Annotated in this window: 17 protein-coding genes; 10 read left to right on the top strand and 7 right to left on the bottom strand. The window is 68.4% G+C overall.

Going from position 1 to position 16,143, the window contains the following annotated elements:
- Window positions 1-4: 4 nt before the first annotated feature.
- The gene (locus EOW66_RS01835; RefSeq protein WP_128154372.1) at window positions 5-898 is read right to left on the bottom strand and encodes a VOC family protein; all 894 of its coding nucleotides are present in this window, start codon (window positions 896-898) and stop codon (window positions 5-7) included.
- Between the two features lie 34 nt (window positions 899-932).
- Window positions 933-1,790 carry a fumarylacetoacetate hydrolase family protein gene (locus EOW66_RS01830; protein ID WP_128154371.1) on the bottom strand — a complete coding sequence of 286 codons (858 nt, stop codon included), beginning with the start codon at window positions 1,788-1,790 and terminating at the stop codon, window positions 933-935.
- A 105-nt stretch (window positions 1,791-1,895) separates the two neighbouring features.
- On the opposite strand from EOW66_RS01830, the gene EOW66_RS01825 reads away from it, so the two are divergent.
- Window positions 1,896-2,606 carry a GntR family transcriptional regulator gene (locus tag EOW66_RS01825; RefSeq protein WP_128154369.1) on the top strand — a complete coding sequence of 237 codons (711 nt, stop codon included), beginning with the start codon at window positions 1,896-1,898 and terminating at the stop codon, window positions 2,604-2,606.
- 63 nt (window positions 2,607-2,669) lie between these two features.
- Here EOW66_RS01825 and rpoH read toward each other — a convergent pair whose 3' ends face one another.
- Both rpoH and EOW66_RS01815 read right to left on the bottom strand, forming a co-directional pair.
- Window positions 2,670-3,569, bottom strand: coding sequence for an RNA polymerase sigma factor RpoH (gene rpoH, locus EOW66_RS01820; protein WP_128154367.1), 900 nt, complete (start codon window positions 3,567-3,569; stop codon window positions 2,670-2,672).
- A gap of 163 nt (window positions 3,570-3,732) precedes the next feature.
- Window positions 3,733-4,770 (bottom strand): RluA family pseudouridine synthase, encoded by a 1,038-nt coding sequence (locus EOW66_RS01815; protein WP_128154365.1) that lies wholly within the window; start codon window positions 4,768-4,770, stop codon window positions 3,733-3,735.
- On the opposite strand from EOW66_RS01815, the gene EOW66_RS01810 reads away from it, so the two are divergent.
- A complete protein-coding gene (locus tag EOW66_RS01810) occupies window positions 4,760-5,086 on the top strand; it encodes a DUF6476 family protein (protein WP_239017463.1) in 327 nt (108 codons plus the stop codon). The genes EOW66_RS01815 and EOW66_RS01810 overlap by 11 nt on opposite strands.
- Complete coding sequence (locus tag EOW66_RS01805; protein ID WP_128154363.1) at window positions 5,083-5,508, top strand: NUDIX hydrolase; 426 nt, start codon at window positions 5,083-5,085, stop codon at window positions 5,506-5,508. Before EOW66_RS01810 ends, EOW66_RS01805 begins: the two co-directional genes overlap by 4 nt.
- 109 nt (window positions 5,509-5,617) lie before the next feature.
- On the opposite strand, the gene EOW66_RS01800 is transcribed toward EOW66_RS01805, so the two are convergent.
- Window positions 5,618-5,875 (bottom strand): accessory factor UbiK family protein, encoded by a 258-nt coding sequence (locus EOW66_RS01800; protein WP_113901779.1) that lies wholly within the window; start codon window positions 5,873-5,875, stop codon window positions 5,618-5,620.
- Between the two features lie 112 nt (window positions 5,876-5,987).
- On the opposite strand from EOW66_RS01800, the gene lgt reads away from it, so the two are divergent.
- The 4 genes from lgt to EOW66_RS20290 all read left to right on the top strand — a co-directional run bounded on the left by lgt (window position 5,988) and on the right by EOW66_RS20290 (window position 9,124).
- A complete protein-coding gene (gene lgt / locus EOW66_RS01795; RefSeq protein ID WP_128154361.1) occupies window positions 5,988-6,869 on the top strand; it encodes a prolipoprotein diacylglyceryl transferase in 882 nt (293 codons plus the stop codon).
- Window positions 6,866-7,966, top strand: a complete 1,101-nt coding sequence (locus tag EOW66_RS01790) for a class I SAM-dependent methyltransferase (RefSeq protein ID WP_128154359.1) — start codon at window positions 6,866-6,868, stop codon at window positions 7,964-7,966. Before lgt ends, EOW66_RS01790 begins: the two co-directional genes overlap by 4 nt.
- Window positions 7,950-8,711: a peptidoglycan editing factor PgeF gene (gene pgeF / locus EOW66_RS01785; RefSeq protein WP_128154750.1), complete on the top strand. Its 762-nt coding sequence runs from the start codon at window positions 7,950-7,952 to the stop codon at window positions 8,709-8,711. The genes EOW66_RS01790 and pgeF overlap by 17 nt, the downstream gene beginning before the upstream one ends.
- Window positions 8,712-8,950: 239 nt before the next feature.
- Entirely contained in the window at window positions 8,951-9,124 is a 174-nt protein-coding gene (locus EOW66_RS20290) for a hypothetical protein (RefSeq protein ID WP_164880992.1), read from the top strand.
- Between the two features lie 410 nt (window positions 9,125-9,534).
- On the opposite strand, the gene EOW66_RS01780 is transcribed toward EOW66_RS20290, so the two are convergent.
- Window positions 9,535-10,704, bottom strand: coding sequence for a dipeptidase (locus tag EOW66_RS01780; protein WP_128154357.1), 1,170 nt, complete (start codon window positions 10,702-10,704; stop codon window positions 9,535-9,537).
- An 81-nt stretch (window positions 10,705-10,785) separates the two neighbouring features.
- Window positions 10,786-12,609 carry a M3 family oligoendopeptidase gene (locus tag EOW66_RS01775; RefSeq protein WP_128154355.1) on the bottom strand — a complete coding sequence of 608 codons (1,824 nt, stop codon included), beginning with the start codon at window positions 12,607-12,609 and terminating at the stop codon, window positions 10,786-10,788.
- Between the two features lie 337 nt (window positions 12,610-12,946).
- Here EOW66_RS01775 and EOW66_RS01770 point away from each other — a divergent pair, with 337 nt between their 5' ends.
- From EOW66_RS01770 to EOW66_RS01760, 3 genes are read left to right on the top strand one after another with little or no spacing between them, the layout of a single operon-like run.
- On the top strand, window positions 12,947-14,359 hold the full coding sequence (locus EOW66_RS01770; RefSeq protein WP_128154354.1) for a circularly permuted type 2 ATP-grasp protein: 1,413 nt from the start codon (window positions 12,947-12,949) through the stop codon (window positions 14,357-14,359).
- A 7-nt stretch (window positions 14,360-14,366) separates the two neighbouring features.
- Window positions 14,367-15,320 carry an alpha-E domain-containing protein gene (locus tag EOW66_RS01765; RefSeq protein WP_113901786.1) on the top strand — a complete coding sequence of 318 codons (954 nt, stop codon included), beginning with the start codon at window positions 14,367-14,369 and terminating at the stop codon, window positions 15,318-15,320.
- Window positions 15,317-16,129: a transglutaminase family protein gene (locus EOW66_RS01760; protein WP_128154352.1), complete on the top strand. Its 813-nt coding sequence runs from the start codon at window positions 15,317-15,319 to the stop codon at window positions 16,127-16,129. The genes EOW66_RS01765 and EOW66_RS01760 overlap by 4 nt, the downstream gene beginning before the upstream one ends.
- Window positions 16,130-16,143: the final 14 nt, after the last annotated feature.

Genomic DNA, 16,143 nt, shown 5'->3' with positions numbered 1-16,143 from the left:
GCGGTCAGCCCATCGCGATGTTGAAGTTGAACTCGGTGGCCCAGACCGACATCTTCTCCAGCGGCCAGGACTTCGGCACCATCGGATAGTCCTCGTGCCAGGGGCGCGGCTCATGCTGGCCGAGCGCGGGCAGGTAGACGTCCATCTGCGTGTAAAGCTCGATCATCACCTTGTCGGGGTCGTGGTGATAGCCGGCGAGGTTGTGCCCCGCGCCGTGCCGCGACGGCCCCCAGAGCGTCGGCGCGCCGTTCCGCGCCAGGATATCGGCGGCGCGCACCTGATCGCTGCCGTCGCGCAGCTCGAAAGCGATGTGATGCACCCGGCTGTCGGGCAGCCCGACGAGGTTCACCACATGGTGGTCGCGGTTGCAGGTCAGGAAGAAGGCGAGCTCGGCGATGTCATCGGTGTAGTGGAAGCCGAGCACGTCGCGGTAGAAGGCGAAGAGTTTCGCCGCCTCGGGACTGATGATCGCCACATGGCCAAGCCGAAGCGGCGCGATGCCGGCGGGCGTGGCCGGGGCAACGCTGCGCTCCATCTCCTTGTAGAACTGGAAGGTCACGCCGCCGGGGCCGTCGATCTCGACGAGCTTCGCCACGCCGGGCTGGCTGTCGGACTTGATCTGCGCCGCAAAGCCCGCCGCGCCGAGCTCTTTCGCGAAGGCCGCAAGTTCGATATCGGCGCGCAGCTGATAGCCCTGATGCACAAAGCTCTTCTCGCGGGCCTTGGTCACGACGATGTCGTGATGCGCCCCGCACAGCGACAGATAGGTCGCGCCGCCCTCGCTGCCGGTCTCGGTCAGGCCGAGCACGTCGCGGTAATGCGCCACCGCCCGCGCCGGATCGGTGCTGCCAAGCGCGACATAGCCCAGCCCCACCGTCTTCGGGTTGAATTCCGCCATTTCTCTCTCCCTTGTTGCGGCCCTCCTCCGGGCCTCAGTCCTGTTGTTGCACGATCGGGTTCGACAGGATGCCGATGCCCTCGATCTCGACCTCGCAAACATCCCCCGGTTTCATCCAGACCTGCGGCTTGCGCGCGCCGCCGACGCCCGAGGGCGTGCCGGTGGCGATGATGTCGCCCGGCTCCAGCGTCATCGCGGTGGAGAGGAAGGCGATCAGATCGGCGACGCCGAAGATCAGGTCATCGGTCATCGTATCTTGCAGCACTTCGCCGTTCAGGCGCAGCTGAAGATGCAACCCCGCCGCGCCCGGCGGCAATTCGTCGGGCGTCACCAGCACCGGGCCGAGCGCGCCGGTGCCGTCGAAATTCTTGCCCACCGTCCATTGCGGCGTGGCCAGCTGCCAGTCGCGCACCGAGCCGTCGTTGAAGATCGTGTAGCCCGCCACATGCTCGAGCGCGTGCTCTTTCGCGATGTTGCGCCCGGCCTTGCCGATCACCACCGCAAGCTCGGCCTCGTAATCGAGCAGATCCGAGACCCGCGGCCGCACCAGCCCCGCGCCCGAGGCGATCAGCCCGGTGGCGAACCGGCCGAACACCGTCGGAACCTTCGGGATCTCGTGCCCCGATTCCTGTGCATGGGCGGCATAGTTGAGCCCGACGCAGAGGATCTTCCCGGGCCGGCGCACCGGCAGCGCCACCGTCACCGTGGCCGGATCCACCGCGGGGCCCGAGCGCAGGGCCGCGATCGCCGATGCCGGGAAGCCCCCGGCGATCAGCGTCTCGAGATCGCCCGGCCAGGCCGCGTCCGCCTCGGTCAATCCGTGATAGGCGCCGCCCTCCACCGCGACGGCAAGCCCGTTCCGGCCATCAGCCTCGAACGCCAGAAACCGCATCGTCCACCTCCTGCTTGAAACAGGATCGGGTGTAGAGACTTCACGTTAATTTTTCAATATAAAATTTATTTTTTACGATCTGCCAAATGATGCTATGAAAACTCCATGCAAGACAAATCGCTCAAATCCAGCCTCGCCGCACAAATCTCGGATGACCTTCGCACGAGCATCGTGCTTGGCGAGTATCTGCCCGGAAGCAAGCTGAAGATCGACGATCTCGCGCTGCGCTTTGCCGCCTCCACCGGCATCGTGCGGGAGGCCCTGTCGCGGCTGAGCGCCGAAGGGCTGGTGACGGCGCTGCCGCAGCGCGGCTTCATCGTCTCGCCGATCTCGCGCGACGAGCTGACCGAGCTGACGGACGCCCGGGTCCGGGTCGAACGGGACTGTCTGGCGGCCTCGATCGAGCGTGGCGACGTCAACTGGGAAAGCGAGATCATCGCGGCCGAGCACCGGCTTGCGGCCGCGACCACTGCGCTCGCGCAGAAGAGCGACCGCGACACCGTGTTGCAATGGCATGCGCTGCACGAGGCCTTTCACGACGCGCTGACCTGCGCCTGCGGCAACCGCTGGTGGCTGCGCTTCCGGCAGCAGCTGTTCATCCAGTCGGAACGATACCGCCAGCTGTCGGGGCTCACCCGGGGCGGCTCGCCGGGAATCGACCGCGATGTGAATGCCGAGCATGCGGCGCTGATGCGCGCGGCGCTCGACCGCGATGCGGCCCGGGCCGGAGACCTCATCGAAGCGCATCTGCGGAAGACGGCCGATATCCTGCTCACCTCGCCGCGCCTCCGGGCCGCCTTCGAGACGGCGGCCTGAGGTCGGCGGGGCGGGCAGGGGAGGGCCGTAAGACGCCTCGCGTCAGGCGGGAGACGCCCCGCGTCAGGCGGGAATCGTCATCCCCTTGTCCTTCGCCAGAACCCGCATCCGGCTTTGCAGCTTCTCGAATGCACGCACCTCGATCTGCCGGATCCGCTCGCGCGAGACATCGTATTTCGTCGACAGCGCCTCGAGCGTGACGGGTTCGTCGCGCAGGCGCCGTTCCATCAGGATGTCGCGCTCGCGCTCGTTCAGCACGTCCATCGCCGCAATCAGCATCGCGCGCCGCGCCTCGAGCTCGTCGGCTTCGGCGAAGGCCTCGGCCTGATCGGCATCCTCGTCCTCGAGCCAGTCCTGCCATTGTGCCGCGCCATCGCCCTCGGCCGAGCCGACCTGGGCGTTCAGCGAGGCGTCCGAGCCGGCGAGGCGGCGGTTCATCTCGACCACCTCGGTCTCGGTGACGTTCAGATCATGGGCGATGCGCTTCACCGCATCGGGGCGCAGATCGCCCTCCTCATAGGCGCCGATCCGGGCCTTGGCCTTGCGCAGGTTGAAGAACAGCTTCTTCTGCGCCGAGGTGGTGCCGAGCTTCACCAGCGACCACGAGCGCAGGATGTATTCCTGGATCGCGGCGCGGATCCACCACATCGCATAGGTCGCCAGGCGGAAGCCGCGTTCCGGGTCGAAGCGCTTCACCGCCTGCATCAGCCCGACGTTCGCCTCCGAGATCACCTCGGCCTGGGGCAGGCCATAGCCGCGATAGCCCATGGCGATCTTCGCCGCGAGTCGCAGATGCGAGGTGACAAGCCGGTGCGCCGCCTCCGAGTCCTGATGGTCGACCCAGGCCTTCGCCAGCATGTATTCCTCTTCCGGCTCCAGCAGCGGAAACTTCCGGATTTCCTGCAGATAGCGGTTCATCCCCTGTTCGGGGCTGGGTGCGGGAAGGTTCGCGTAACTCGTCATTGGTCCCTTTCTCCCTGATCAACCCCGACAAATGGGGAGGGCCCCCGCCACCTTCAAGCCCCCGCATGGGGCCCGGCCGCGCGGGCTCGGGAAGTCTTGCCGATGATGGAACCGTTTCCGCTGCCGGGCAAGGGCCGAATGGTGAAAATGTGAACTTTTCGGTTCAGTTTTCGCCGGTGCGCAGTGCGGCAAGCAGCGCCTCGATGTCGGCGGGCAGCGGCGCGGAGAAGCTCAGCTCCTCGCCGGTCACCGGGTGGACGAAGCCGAGCGTCGCGGCATGGAGCGCCTGGCGCGGGAAGGCGGCCGCCGCCGCCGCGCCCACCTCCCCCACGGCCTTCGGCGGCAGCTTGCGCTTGCCGCCATAGACCGGGTCGCCGATCAGCCCGTGGCCGGCATGGGCCATGTGCACGCGGATCTGGTGTGTGCGTCCGGTCTCGAGCCAGCAGTCGACGAGTGCCGCGACACCGCCGAAGGCCTCGACCACGCGGGCGCGGGTGACGGCGTGACGGCCGCCTTCGAACAGCACCGCCTGGCGCTGCCGGTCGGTCTTGTGGCGGGCGAGCTGCGAGGTGACCTTCATCACGTTGCCGGGCTCGAAGCTGACCCCGCGGGTGCCGCGCAGGCGCGGGTCCCCGGCGTCCGGCACGCCATAGACCACTGCCGAATAATGCCGGTGCACCGTGTGCTTCTCGAATTGCGCGGCGAGCCCGTGATGGGCGCGGTCCGACTTCGCCACCACCAGAAGGCCCGAGGTGTCCTTGTCGATCCGGTGCACGATCCCCGGCCGCGCCTCGCCACCGATGCCCGACAGGTTGCCGCCGAAATGATGGAGCAGCGCATTGACCAGCGTGCCGTCCGCCGATCCCGGCGCCGGATGCACCACCATCCCCGCCGGCTTGTCGATGACGATCAGGTCCTCGTCCTCCCAGACCACGGTGAGCGGGATCTGCTGCGCCACGGTCTCGACCGGCCTCGGCGGCTCGAGCGCGATCTCGTAGACCTCGCCGGGCTCGACCTTCGCCTTCAGGTCGGTGACCGGCGTGCCGTCCTTCGTCACTGCGCCCTCGGCGATCAGCCGTGCCAGGCGCGAGCGCGACAGCGCCGCTTCCTCTGGCACTGCCGCCGCCAAGGCCTTATCAAGGCGGCCGGCGGGGGTGTCCCCGATCTCGACGCGAAGGATGGTCTGCCCGATGTCCGACATGCTGCCTTCCGATCCGGCCCCGCTGCCCGAGGTCCGGTTTCTGAAAATCCTGGTGACGGCGCTGGCCGTCACGATGATCCTCGGGCTTGTAACGATCGTCGGGCTGCTTGTCACCCGCCTGTCGGGCCCGGTGCCGCTGCCCGAGCTGCCCGCGGCGGTGGTCCTGCCCGAGGGGGTGCGGCCGATCTCGCTCGCCTTCGCCGGCAACCGGATCGTGGTGCTGTCCGCCGACGACCGCGTCCTCGTCTATCTGCGCGACGGCACGCTGCTGGGCGAGACCCGGATCGCGCCCGCCCCGGGGACGGTCGCGCCATGAGCGCGCCGGTGCCGCGGCTTGCCGTGCTGGCGGTGGTGCTGCGCGGCGAACAGGTCCTGCTCGTGCGCCGCGCGAACCCGCCCGATGCCGGGCTCTGGGGCTATCCGGGCGGCAAGGTCGACTGGGGCGAGACGGTCGAGGCGGCGGCGCTGCGCGAACTGGCCGAGGAGACCGGGCTCATTGCCCGCGCCGGCACCGTCATCGCCCAGACCGACGCGATCAGCCGCGACGCGGGCGGCGCGGTGCAGTTCCACTACCACCTCGTCGCCGTCGTCTGCGACGGGGCCGAGGGCACGGCGCAGGCCGCCGATGATGCGCTCGAGGCGGAATGGGTGCCGGTGCCCGAGGTGCTGGCCCGCGCCCGCCCGATGAGCGCGCGCGTCGAAGAGGTCCTCGCCCGGGCTCTGGCGGCGCGCGCTTAGGCTTTTCCTTGCAAAAATACTCCCGCCGGAGGCGCTTCCGAGGGTGCGGGAGCCTCCGGCGGGAGTATTTGAACCAAGAAAAAGCCGCGGCAGGAAAGCCCGCGGGGGCTCAAGCCCCGGTTTTCGGTGCGGCGGCCTCGAGCGCGTCGAGACGGGCCTTCAGCGCCTCGTTTTCCTCGCGCGCCTTCTGCGCCATCGCCTTCACCGCGTCGAATTCCTCGCGGGTGACAAAGTCGCGGTCGGCGAGCCAGCGGTCCATCCAGCTTTTCATCGCGGTTTCCGCCTCGGTGCGGGCGCCCTGCGCCACGCCCATGGCGTTGGTCATCAGCTTGGACATCTCGTCGAAGAACTTGTTCGGCGCTTGCATCGCGTCCCTCATGGTCACGGGGTTTTGCCCTATATGGGCGCAGCCGCGGCAAGAGACAAGGTTGACTTCGCCCCGGCCCGCGGGCTTCCTGCGCGCGACATCGAGGAGCACCATGGCCATTCCCTTCCCCGAGATCGACCCGAACGCCTTCGTCATTCCGGTCGTGAACCTGCCGATCCGCTGGTATGCGCTGGCCTATATCGCCGGGCTGCTGGCCGGCTGGCGCATCATCGTCGCGCTGATGAACCGCCCCGCGCTCTGGGGCGGCGAGGCGCCGATGCGGCCGAAGCTGGTCGAGGATCTGCTGACGGCGGTGATCCTCGGCGTGGTGATCGGCGGCCGGCTCGGCTTCGTGCTGTTCTACGAACCGGGCTATTACCTGACGCATCCGCTCGAGGTGGTGAAGGTCTGGCAGGGCGGCATGTCCTTCCACGGCGGCTTTCTCGGCACGGTGGTGGCGGGGCTGTGGTTCTGCCGCCGCCACGAGTTGCCGGCGCTGCGTGTGGCCGATGCCTTCGCGCTGGTCGCGCCGATCGGGCTGTTCCTTGGCCGGGTCGCGAATTTCATCAAGCCCGAGCTCTGGGGCCGGCCGACGGATGCGCCCTGGGGGGTGATCTTCCCGGTCGAGGCGGCGCAGCTCTGCAACGGCATCGCCGGGCAGATCGACGGCATTTGCGCGCGCCACCCCTCGCAGCTCTACGAGGCGGGGCTCGAAGGGCTGCTGCTGGGCGCTCTCCTCTGGGCGCTGATGGCCACGGGGGCGCTGAAGCGGCCGGGGCTGCTGCTTGGCGTGTTCCTCATCGGCTATGGCCTCAGCCGCGCGGTGGTCGAGCTGTTCCGCCAGCCCGACGCGCAATTCGTCGGGCCCGGCAACCCGCTCGGGCTTGCGCTGCAGTTCGGCGACTGGGGCCTGACGATGGGGCAGATCCTGTCGCTGCCGATGATCGCCGTCGGGCTGTGGTTTGCGCTGCGCGCGCGGCGGGGGCAGGCGTGACGCCGCTTGCCGAGATCTTCGCGCGGCGCATCGCGCTCGAGGGGCCGATGCGGCTTGATGCCTATATGGCCGAATGCCTGCTGCATCCGGCGCATGGCTATTACGCCACCCGCGATCCGTTCGGCCGGGCGGGCGATTTCATCACCGCGCCGGAAATCTCGCAGATGTTCGGCGAGATGCTGGGGCTGTGTCTGGCGCAGGCCTGGCTCGATCAGGGCGCGCCCACGCGCTTCGTGCTGGCCGAGCTCGGCCCCGGGCGCGGCACGCTGATGGCCGACATGCTGCGCGCGATGCGCGCCGTGCCGGGGATGGCGGCGGCGGCCGAGGTGCATCTGGTCGAGGCCTCGGCCAGCCTGCGCGAGGTGCAGCGCGCCCGCCTCGCGGGCCATGCGGTGCAGTGGCACGAAAGCGTCGCCGACCTGCCCGAGGCGCCGCTCTTCCTCGTCGCGAACGAGTTCTTCGACGCCCTGCCGATCCGCGCCTTCGAGCGCCGGGGCGAGGCCTGGGCCGAGCGGCAGGTGGGGCTTGCGGACGGCCGGCTGGTGCCGGGGCTTGCGCCGCCGGTGGCGCTGACGCTGCTCGACGATCGCCTTGCCGACACCGGCGAGGGCGATATCGTCGAGATCTGCCCCGCCGTGCCCGCCATCGTGACCGAGATTGCCGGCCGGATCGCGCGCCATGGTGGCGCGGCGCTGGTGATCGACTATGGCAACTGGCGCAGCCGTGGCGACACCTTTCAGGCGCTGCGCGCCCATGCGCCCTGCGACCCGTTCGAGGCGCCGGGCGAGGCCGACCTGACCGCCCATGTCGATTTCGAGCCGATCGCGCGCGCGGCCCGCGCCGCGGGTGTCGCGGTGAGCGGGCTGACACCGCAGGGCGTGCTGCTCGAGCGGCTCGGCATCACCGCCCGCGCCGGGCGTCTGGCGCAGGCGCTGACCGGGGCGGCGCTCGATGCGCATGTCGCCGCGCATCGGCGCTTGACCCACCCGGCCGAAATGGGTCACCTGTTCCAGACGCTTGCCCTTTTTCCCAAGGCCGCTCCGCGGCCTCCGGGCTTCGATGCAGCCACCGCAGATGATGATGCCGACAACTCTTGATATCCTGACCTCGCGCGCGCTTTCGGGCGTCAAGCATGGCTTCTTCACCCGCCGCGGCGGGGCCTCCTCAGGCGTGTTCCACGGGCTGAACTGCGGCCACGGGTCGAGCGACCTGACCGAGGCGGTGAACCTCAACCGCGCCCGCGTGGCGAGCGCGATGGGGGTGAGCCCGGCCGAGATGGTGGGGGTGAATCAGGTGCATTCCGCCGATGTCGCGGTGGTCGAGGCGCCGCTCGACGCGCCGGTCACCGCCGATGCGATCGTCACCGCGACGCCCGGCCTTTTGCTGACGGTGCTGACCGCAGATTGCGAGCCGGTGCTGTTTGCCGACCGCCGCGCGGGGGTGGTGGGCGTCGCCCATGCCGGCTGGCGCGGTGCGCTTGGCGGCGTGCTCGAGGCGACGCTTGACGCGATGGAGGGGCTGGGGGCGCAGCGCGCCGATACCGTGGCGGTGATCGGCCCGTGCATCTCGCAGCGCGCCTATGAGGTCGGTTTCGACTTCATGGACAATTTCCTTGCCGAAGACCCGGACTATGACCGCTTCTTCGCCGGTGGCACGAATGGCAAGCCGATGTTTGATCTGCCGTCCTTCGGCCTGCACCGGCTGCGGAGCGCGGGCGTGGGCGCGGCGGAATGGACCGGGCATTGCACCTATTCCGACCCCGAGCGATTCTATTCCTACCGCCGCGCGACCCATGCCGGCGAGGCCGATTACGGCCGGCTGATCTCGGCGATTCGGCTGTGATTGCGGCGCGATTGCGCCGCCCCACGCCACGCTCTTGCCGCAATTGTGGCGCCCTGCGGCCGGTTCCCGTGAAAATGCGTTGATTTGTTCGTGCTGCGCAACAATCCGCGGGCCATATTTCCGGCACCCGGGGCGGTGACGGATTGGTTCCAAAGCCTTAACAGTGCCGCAATGGGCCGCGATACAGGATGCATCCGGGAAGCCCCCGCAGCGACACGCCCCAAGGCAGGAGAGCACAGATGAGCAAGACCAAGACCCCCCGCTGGATGAAGTCGATCCTCGCCGAGGCGGCGCAGTCCGAAGCGCAGATGCCCTGGGCCCGGGGCGCGTGCCGCGCGGCGATGATTGCGCGCCGTGCCGCTGCCGAGGCCGCCTCGCGCGCGCCGCAGCGTCCGGTGCTGGCCGCCCGCTGAGCGGGCTGGCCCCCGGGCCGGGGGCTGCCACTCCCGGCCCGCCGAGATCAGCCATCCCGCCCGTCGAGGAGGCCTTCTCGGCGCGCGCGCGGCGGCTGCGGGCGACAGGGTTCGAGGCGGCCTATGTGCCGGTGTGTGCCCTTGTCGATGGCGAGAGCGTGATCGAGCTGCGCCCGGCGAGGCCGGTCACCGTGCATCACTTCGTGCTCGAGCGGCAGGGCAGCCTGCGCGTCGCCGGCATCGGGGTCGAAAGCTGCCCCCCCGACGAAGGGCCCGAGACGCGGGGCGAGCCGCGGATGCTGTCGCTGTGCCTTGCGCAGCTCCCGCAGCCCGCGGGCCTGGCCGGTTTCGGCCGGCCCGCATTGCCGCGCCTGACCCGGATCGAGGCCGCGGCGCTGTGGCGCCGAGGCTCAGCCCGGCAGGGTCTCGCGCAGGTACCGCAGCATGTTGGTGCCCATCACCTTGGCGATCACCGCCTCGCTCATCCCGGTGTCGAGCAGCGCCTGCGTGATCGCGGCAAGTTCCGAGCTGTCGAGATCGGTGGTCACCGCGCCGTCGAAATCGGAGCCGAGCGAGACGTGATCCTCGCCCAGAAGCGCCACGGCGGCCACGATGCTTTTCGCGATGCCGGCGGGCGTCGGGTCGCAGACCGCCTCGTCCCAGAAGCCGATGCCGATCACGCCGCCCTTCGCCACGATCGCCTGCATCAGCTCGTCGGGGAAGTTGCGCTTCGTCGGGCAGACATTGTGGATGCCGGTATGGCTGACGATCGGCCGGGTGCCCGGCATCGCCAGCACCTCGCGCGCCATCTGCGGCGAGGCATGGGCGAGGTCGATCACCATGTGGCGCGTGACCATCTCGGTCACCACCTCGCGGCCGAACGGGGTGAGGCCCGTGTCGCCCTCGCCATGCAGGCTGCCGCCAAGCTCGTTGTCGAAGAAATGGGTGAGCCCCATCAGCCGGAACCCGGCGTCGTAAAGCCGGCCGAGGTTCTCGATCTTGCCTTCCAGCACATGCCCGCCCTCGGCGCCGAGGATGCCGCCCACGGTCTCGGCGCCGGCCTCCCGTGCGGCGACGAGCGCGTCGAGATCGGCGCGGGTGCGGATCAGCCGCAGCTGGTCGGGGGCCTTTGCCGCCATCGCATTCAGCCGCGCCGCCTGGTCGAGGCCGCGCTCCATCAGGCTGAACCAGGTGCGCGGCGGGCGCGCCTCGGCGATCACCAGCGCGGTGATATTGTCGCGCGCCGCGGCCGAGTTCTGGTCGTAATTCTGCCCTGCGGGGCTTTTCGTCACCGTGGTGAAGACCTGCAGCGCGACATGGCCCGCGCGCAGCCGCGGCAGATCGACATGGCCGCGGGACGAGCGGGTCAGCAGGTCGCGGTCCCACAACAGCGCATCCGAATGCCAGTCGCCGATGAACAGCCGGTCGTGCAGTGCCGCCGCCTCGGCCGAGACCGGCCAGGGCGCGTGCGCGGTGACGGCGTTTTGCTTGTTCTCGGCAATGCCGGGGGCGAGGGCGAAGAAGCCGCCGGCAGCCAGTGCCAGCCCCCCCGCAAGGCCCCAAAGCCATTTGCGTGCCATTGGAAATTCCTCCCTGAAATCCTCCGGCACAGAGGCTAGCAGGGCAGGGCAAGGGCGCCCAGAGGCGCCCTTGCGTCAGGATCAGGCTTCCATCGCCTCGAGCTCGTCGATGAAGCCCGCGATCATGTTCAGCCCCTTGTCCCAGAAGGCGGGGTCGGAGGCGTCGAGGCCGAAGGGGGCGAGCAGTTCCTTGTGATGCTTCGAGCCGCCCGCCTTCAGCATCTCGAAATACTTCTCCTGGAAGTCGGGCAGCCCGTCGGCATAGGCGGCATAAAGCGCGTTCACCAGCCCGTCGCCGAAGGCATAGGCATAGACGTAGAAGGGCGAGTGCACGAAATGCGGGATGTAGGACCAGAAGGTCTCGTAGCCCGGCATGAAGGTGAACGCCGGCCCGAGGCTCTCGGCCTGCACCGACATCCACAGCGCGTTGATGTCCTCGGGCGTCAACTCGCCCTCGGCCCGGGCCGCGTGCAGCTTGCATTCGAAGTCATAGAACGCGATCTGCCGCACCACGGTGTTGATCATGTCCTCGACCTTGCCGGCAAGGAGGGTCTTGCGCTCGGCCTGGGTCTTCGCGCCATCGAGCAGCTTGCGGAAGGTCAGCATCTCGCCGAAGACCGAGGCGGTCTCGGCCAGCGTCAGCGGCGTGTCGGCCAGCATCTCGCCCTGACCCGCGGCCAGCACCTGATGCACGCCATGGCCCAGCTCGTGCGCCAGCGTCATCACGTCGCGCGGCTTGCCGAGGTAATTCAGCATCACATAGGGGTGCACCGTGGTCACCGTCGGATGGGCGAAGGCGCCGGGCGCCTTGCCGGGCTTCACGCCTGCGTCGATCCAGCCCTTTTCGAAGAAGGGCCGGGCGATCTCGGCCATCTTCGGCGAGAAGCTGGCATAGGCGGTCAGCACCGTGTCCTTCGCCTCGTCCCACAGGATCTTGCGCGGCGCCTCGGTCGGCAGCGGCGCGTTGCGGTCCCAGATCTCGAGCGTCTCGAGGCCGAGCCATTTCGCCTTCAGCGCGTAATAGCGGTGGCTGAGCCGCGGATAGGCGGCGACCACGGCATTGCGCAGCGCCTCGACCACCTCGGGCTCGACATCGTTCGACAGGTGCCGCGCCGTCTGCGGCGTCGGCATCTTGCGCCAGCGGTCCTCGATCTCCTTCTCCTTGGCAAGCGTGTTGTGCACGCGCGAGAAGATCTTGATGTTGTCGGTGAAGACCCTGGCCAGGGCATGGGCCGCGGCCTCGCGCTTCGGCCGGTCATGGTCGGTCATCAGCGTCGTCGTCGCCTCGAGGCTCAGCGTCTCGCCCTCGACCTCGAAGGTCAGCGCGGCGGTGGTCTCGTCAAAGAGCCGGTTCCAGGCGGCGGCACCGACGACCGACTGGTCGTGCAGGAATTTCTCGAGCTCGTCGGAAAGCTGATAGGGCTTCATCGCCCGCATCCGGTCGAAGACGGGCTTGTAGCGGGCCACCGCCGGATCGGCGAAGACCGCCTCATAGGTCGCGTCGTCGATCCGGTTGAACTCGAGCGAGAAGAAGACGAGCGGGGTGGTGAAGGCGGTGATCCGGTCCTGCGCGTCCGACAGGAACTTGGCGCGCGTGCCGTCGACGGTGTTCTGATAATAGCGCAGCCCGGCATAGGACATGATCCGCCCGGCCGTGGTCTCGATCGCCTCGTAGCGGTGGATGCATTCGGCCATCGCGGCGGCGTCGAGCGTGGCGAGCTTGCCCTCGTAATCGGCGGCGAAGCTGGCGCACAGGGTCTCGAGCGATGCCATGTCGCGGGCAAGTTCCGGCGCATCGGGGGCGGTGTAGAGATCGCTCAGGTCCCAGTCCGGCAGGTCGCCGAAGCCGCCCGACGCGCCCCCCGCGCTGGCGTTGGCATCGAGAAGCGGCAGGTTCTTTTTCATGGCACCCTCATCTGTGGTTGTCCCAGAGATAGGCGCAGGCGGGGGGCAGGTTCAAGCCGCGCTGCAGATCGGGCGGCGGCGGGGCGCCGGTGCCGGGGCCGTGCCCGGCCCCTCGCGCCGGCCGGGGTCGCTGCCGAAATGCACGATGATTTGCCCGATTTGGCGGCGAAAGTTATCAGTTCGCCACGAAAGTAAGCTGAATGCTGTATAAATTTTAGGCAAACGCCCCGTGTTCGCGCTTAATTCCGGGGTGTGGTCGCTTTGACACCGGAGCGCCGCTTCCGCTCGCCGAAACCGCTCCGTAAGGTTTGAGCAAGGCCGGAGGAATCAACGCGCCATGAGCGACTTCTTCAACGAAATGTATGACAACGGAACCGTCCGCGAGCCCTATGCACGGCTCGAGGACTGGACCAGAGCGATGCCTGCCGAATTGCGGCACCTGAAACAGGCCGAGGCGGAGGCACTCTTCCGCCGCATCGGCATCACCTTCGCGGTCTATGGCGAAGGCGGAGACCCGGATCGGCTGATCCCCTTCGACATGTTCCCGCGCGTCTTCACCCAGTTCGAATGGCGCAGGCTCGAGAAGGGCATCAAGCAGCGCGCCCGCGCGCTCAACGCCTTCCTGCTCGACGTCTACGGGCGCGGCGAGATCGTCCGGGCGGGCAAGATCCCGGCGCGGCTGGTCTATCAGAACGAGGCCTACGAGCGCGCCGTCGCGGGTTTCACCCCGCCGCGCGGCATCTACAGCCATATCGTCGGCATCGACATCGTGCGCACCGGGGCGGACGAGTTCTTCGTTCTGGAAGACAACTGCCGCACCCCCTCGGGCGTCAGCTACATGCTGGAAAACCGCGAGATCATGATGCGGATGTTCCCGCAGATCTTCCGCGAGAACCGGATCGAGCCGGTCGATGGCTATGCCGACGCGCTGCGCCGCACGCTGGCAAGCGTGGCGCCGGCGAAATGCGACCGCGAGCCGACGCTCGCGATCCTGACGCCCGGGCATTTCAACTCGGCCTATTACGAGCACAGCTTCCTCGCCGACCTGATGGGGGTGGAACTCGTCGAGGGCGCCGATCTCTTCGTCGAAGGCGGCTTTTGCTGGATGCGCACCACCGAGGGGCCGAAGAAGCTCGACGTGATCTATCGCCGGATCGACGACGCCTTCCTCGACCCGCTGTGCTTCCGCCCCGATTCGATGCTGGGCGTGCCGGGGCTGATGGACGTCTACCGCTCGGGCGGGGTGACGATCTGCTCGGCGCCGGGGGCCGGGGTCGCCGACGACAAGGCGATCTACACCTATGTGCCGGACATGGTGCGCTTCTACCTCGGCGAGGAGCCGCTCCTGAACAACGTGCCGACCTGGAAATGCGCCAAGGACGACGATTGCAAATATGTGCTCGAGCATCTGGGCGATCTGGTGGTGAAGGAAGTGCACGGCTCGGGCGGCTACGGCATGCTGGTCGGCCCGAAGTCGACGAAGGAGCAGATCGAGACCTTCCGCATCAAGATCGAGGAAGACCCCGACAATTACATCGCGCAGCCGACGCTGGCGCTGTCGACGACGCCGACCTTCGTCGAGGAGGGGATTGCGCCGCGCCACGTCGATTTGCGGCCCTATTGCCTCGTCGGCGAGAAGATCGAACTGGTGCCGGGCGGGCTGACCCGCGTGGCGCTGAAGGAGGGCTCGCTGGTCGTCAACTCGTCGCAGGGCGGCGGGGTCAAGGACACCTGGGTGCTGGCGGAGTGACGACAAGATGCTGAGCCGGACTGCGGAAAACCTGTTCTGGATCGCGCGCTACATCGAGCGGGCGGAAACCATGGCGCGCCTGCTCGAGGTGGGCGCAAGGATCGCGCTGATGCCCTCGGCGGGGCACGGCTACCGAAGCGAGTGGGAAAGCCTGTTGCAGGCCTCGGGCACCGCCGAGGGCTTTGCCGAGAAATACGGCGACCCGGTGCAGCGCAACATCGAGAGCTATCTGTTCTTCGACCGCGACAACCCGTCCTCGGTGATCTCCTGCATCGAGCGGGCGCGGGAAAACGCCCGCATCGTGCGCACCGCGCTGACCGCGCAGGTCTGGGACGCGCTCAATATGGCGTTCCAGGAGATGCGCCAGCTCGAACGCAAGCCGCGCTCCGAGCTCGAGCTGACCGAACTCACCGAATGGGTGATGCGGCAGGCGGCAATGATCCGTGGCGCGATCGAGGCGACGCTTCTGCGCAACGACGGCTACAACTTCCTGAACCTCGGCTTCGCGCTCGAGCGCGCCGACAACACCGCGCGGCTGATCGACGTGAAATATTACGTCCTGCTGCCGAGCGTGGATTTCGTCGGCTCCGGGCTCGACAATTACCAGTGGCAGACGCTCTTGCGCGCGATGTCGGCGCAGCGCGCCTTCCACTGGGCCTATGGCGGCGACATCACGGCAAAGAAGATCGCGCATTTCCTGATCCTGAACCGGCAGACGCCGCGCTCGCTGATCACCGCGACGACCTCGGCGATGGAGCATCTCGACGATCTCGCCCATGCCTATCACCGCTCGGGCCCGGCCCAGATGCGGGCCCGCGCGCTGGTCGGCGAACTGGCCGAGACCACCGTCGAGGAGATCTTCGAGGAGGGGCTGCACGAGTTCCTGACCCGCTTCATCCGCGACATCGGCGAGCTGACGAACATGGTCTACAACGCGTATCTGAGCGGAGAGGCGAGATGATCCTGACCGTCAATCACGTGACCACCTACCGCTATGACGCGCCGATGCGCGCCGCGGTGCAGTCGCTGCGGCTGTTCCCCTCGCGCTTCGACGGTCAGCGCTCGATCCGCTGGGACGTGACGGTCGAGGGCGGCACCCGCGGCGGCTCGTTTCGCGACGGGGCGGGCGACAAGGTCGAGGGCTGGTCGATGCGCGGCCCGGTGACCGAGGTGTCGATTGCCGTCGCGGGGCAGGTCGAGACCATCGACCTTGCCGGCGTGCTGCGCGGCCACCGCGAGGTGGTGGCGCCCTTCGCCTATCTGCGCGAGACCGTCGCGACCTGGATCGACGACGCGATCGAGACGCTTGCGCACGAGGCCGCGGCCGGGGCCGAGGATGCGCTCGACCGCGCCCACCGGCTGAGTGCGGCGGTGGCCGAGGCGATCGCCTATGCGCCGGGGGTGACCCATGCCCACACCACCGCGGCCGAGGCGCTGGAGCTTGGCGAGGGGGTCTGTCAGGATCACGCCCATGCGCTGATCGCCTGCGCCCGCGCGCTCGACATGCCGGCGCGCTATGTCTCGGGCTATCTTTACGCCCGCGACGACGGCGTGCCGCACGAGGCGAGCCACGCCTGGGCCGAGATCTGGGTCGAGGGGATCGGCTGGATCGGTTTCGACGCGGCGAACGGCTGCTGCCCGGACGAGCGCTACATCCGGCTCGGCTCGGGGCTCGATGCGCGCGAGGCGGCGCCGATCAAGGGCGTCGCCATGGGCACGGGCGAGGAGAAGCTCGACGTGACCGTTGCTCTCGGCGCGATCCAGCAATAGAAAGGGCCCCGGGC

It is taken from the genome of Paenirhodobacter huangdaonensis (assembly GCF_004022465.1).
Lineage (GTDB): Bacteria > Pseudomonadota > Alphaproteobacteria > Rhodobacterales > Rhodobacteraceae > Rhodobacter > Rhodobacter huangdaonensis.
This window is presented reverse-complemented; position numbering and strand designations above follow the sequence as displayed.

Excerpts from the sequence above, each read along its gene's own strand:
- EOW66_RS01835 (WP_128154372.1), bottom strand. The coding sequence starts at position 898 with ATGGCGGAATTCAACCCGAAGACGGTGGGGCTGGGCTATGTCGCGCTT.
- EOW66_RS01830 (WP_128154371.1), bottom strand. The coding sequence starts at position 1,790 with ATGCGGTTTCTGGCGTTCGAGGCTGATGGCCGGAACGGGCTTGCCGTC.
- EOW66_RS01825 (WP_128154369.1), top strand. The coding sequence starts at position 1,896 with ATGCAAGACAAATCGCTCAAATCCAGCCTCGCCGCACAAATCTCGGAT.
- rpoH (WP_128154367.1), bottom strand. The coding sequence starts at position 3,569 with ATGACGAGTTACGCGAACCTTCCCGCACCCAGCCCCGAACAGGGGATG.
- EOW66_RS01810 (WP_239017463.1), top strand. The coding sequence starts at position 4,760 with ATGTCCGACATGCTGCCTTCCGATCCGGCCCCGCTGCCCGAGGTCCGG.
- EOW66_RS01815 (WP_128154365.1), bottom strand. The coding sequence starts at position 4,770 with ATGTCGGACATCGGGCAGACCATCCTTCGCGTCGAGATCGGGGACACC.
- EOW66_RS01805 (WP_128154363.1), top strand. The coding sequence starts at position 5,083 with ATGAGCGCGCCGGTGCCGCGGCTTGCCGTGCTGGCGGTGGTGCTGCGC.
- EOW66_RS01800 (WP_113901779.1), bottom strand. The coding sequence starts at position 5,875 with ATGCAAGCGCCGAACAAGTTCTTCGACGAGATGTCCAAGCTGATGACC.
- lgt (WP_128154361.1), top strand. The coding sequence starts at position 5,988 with ATGGCCATTCCCTTCCCCGAGATCGACCCGAACGCCTTCGTCATTCCG.
- pgeF (WP_128154750.1), top strand. The coding sequence starts at position 7,950 with ATGCCGACAACTCTTGATATCCTGACCTCGCGCGCGCTTTCGGGCGTC.
- EOW66_RS20290 (WP_164880992.1), top strand. The coding sequence starts at position 8,951 with ATGAGCAAGACCAAGACCCCCCGCTGGATGAAGTCGATCCTCGCCGAG.
- EOW66_RS01780 (WP_128154357.1), bottom strand. The coding sequence starts at position 10,704 with ATGGCACGCAAATGGCTTTGGGGCCTTGCGGGGGGGCTGGCACTGGCT.
- EOW66_RS01775 (WP_128154355.1), bottom strand. The coding sequence starts at position 12,609 with ATGAAAAAGAACCTGCCGCTTCTCGATGCCAACGCCAGCGCGGGGGGC.
- EOW66_RS01770 (WP_128154354.1), top strand. The coding sequence starts at position 12,947 with ATGAGCGACTTCTTCAACGAAATGTATGACAACGGAACCGTCCGCGAG.
- EOW66_RS01765 (WP_113901786.1), top strand. The coding sequence starts at position 14,367 with ATGCTGAGCCGGACTGCGGAAAACCTGTTCTGGATCGCGCGCTACATC.
- EOW66_RS01760 (WP_128154352.1), top strand. The coding sequence starts at position 15,317 with ATGATCCTGACCGTCAATCACGTGACCACCTACCGCTATGACGCGCCG.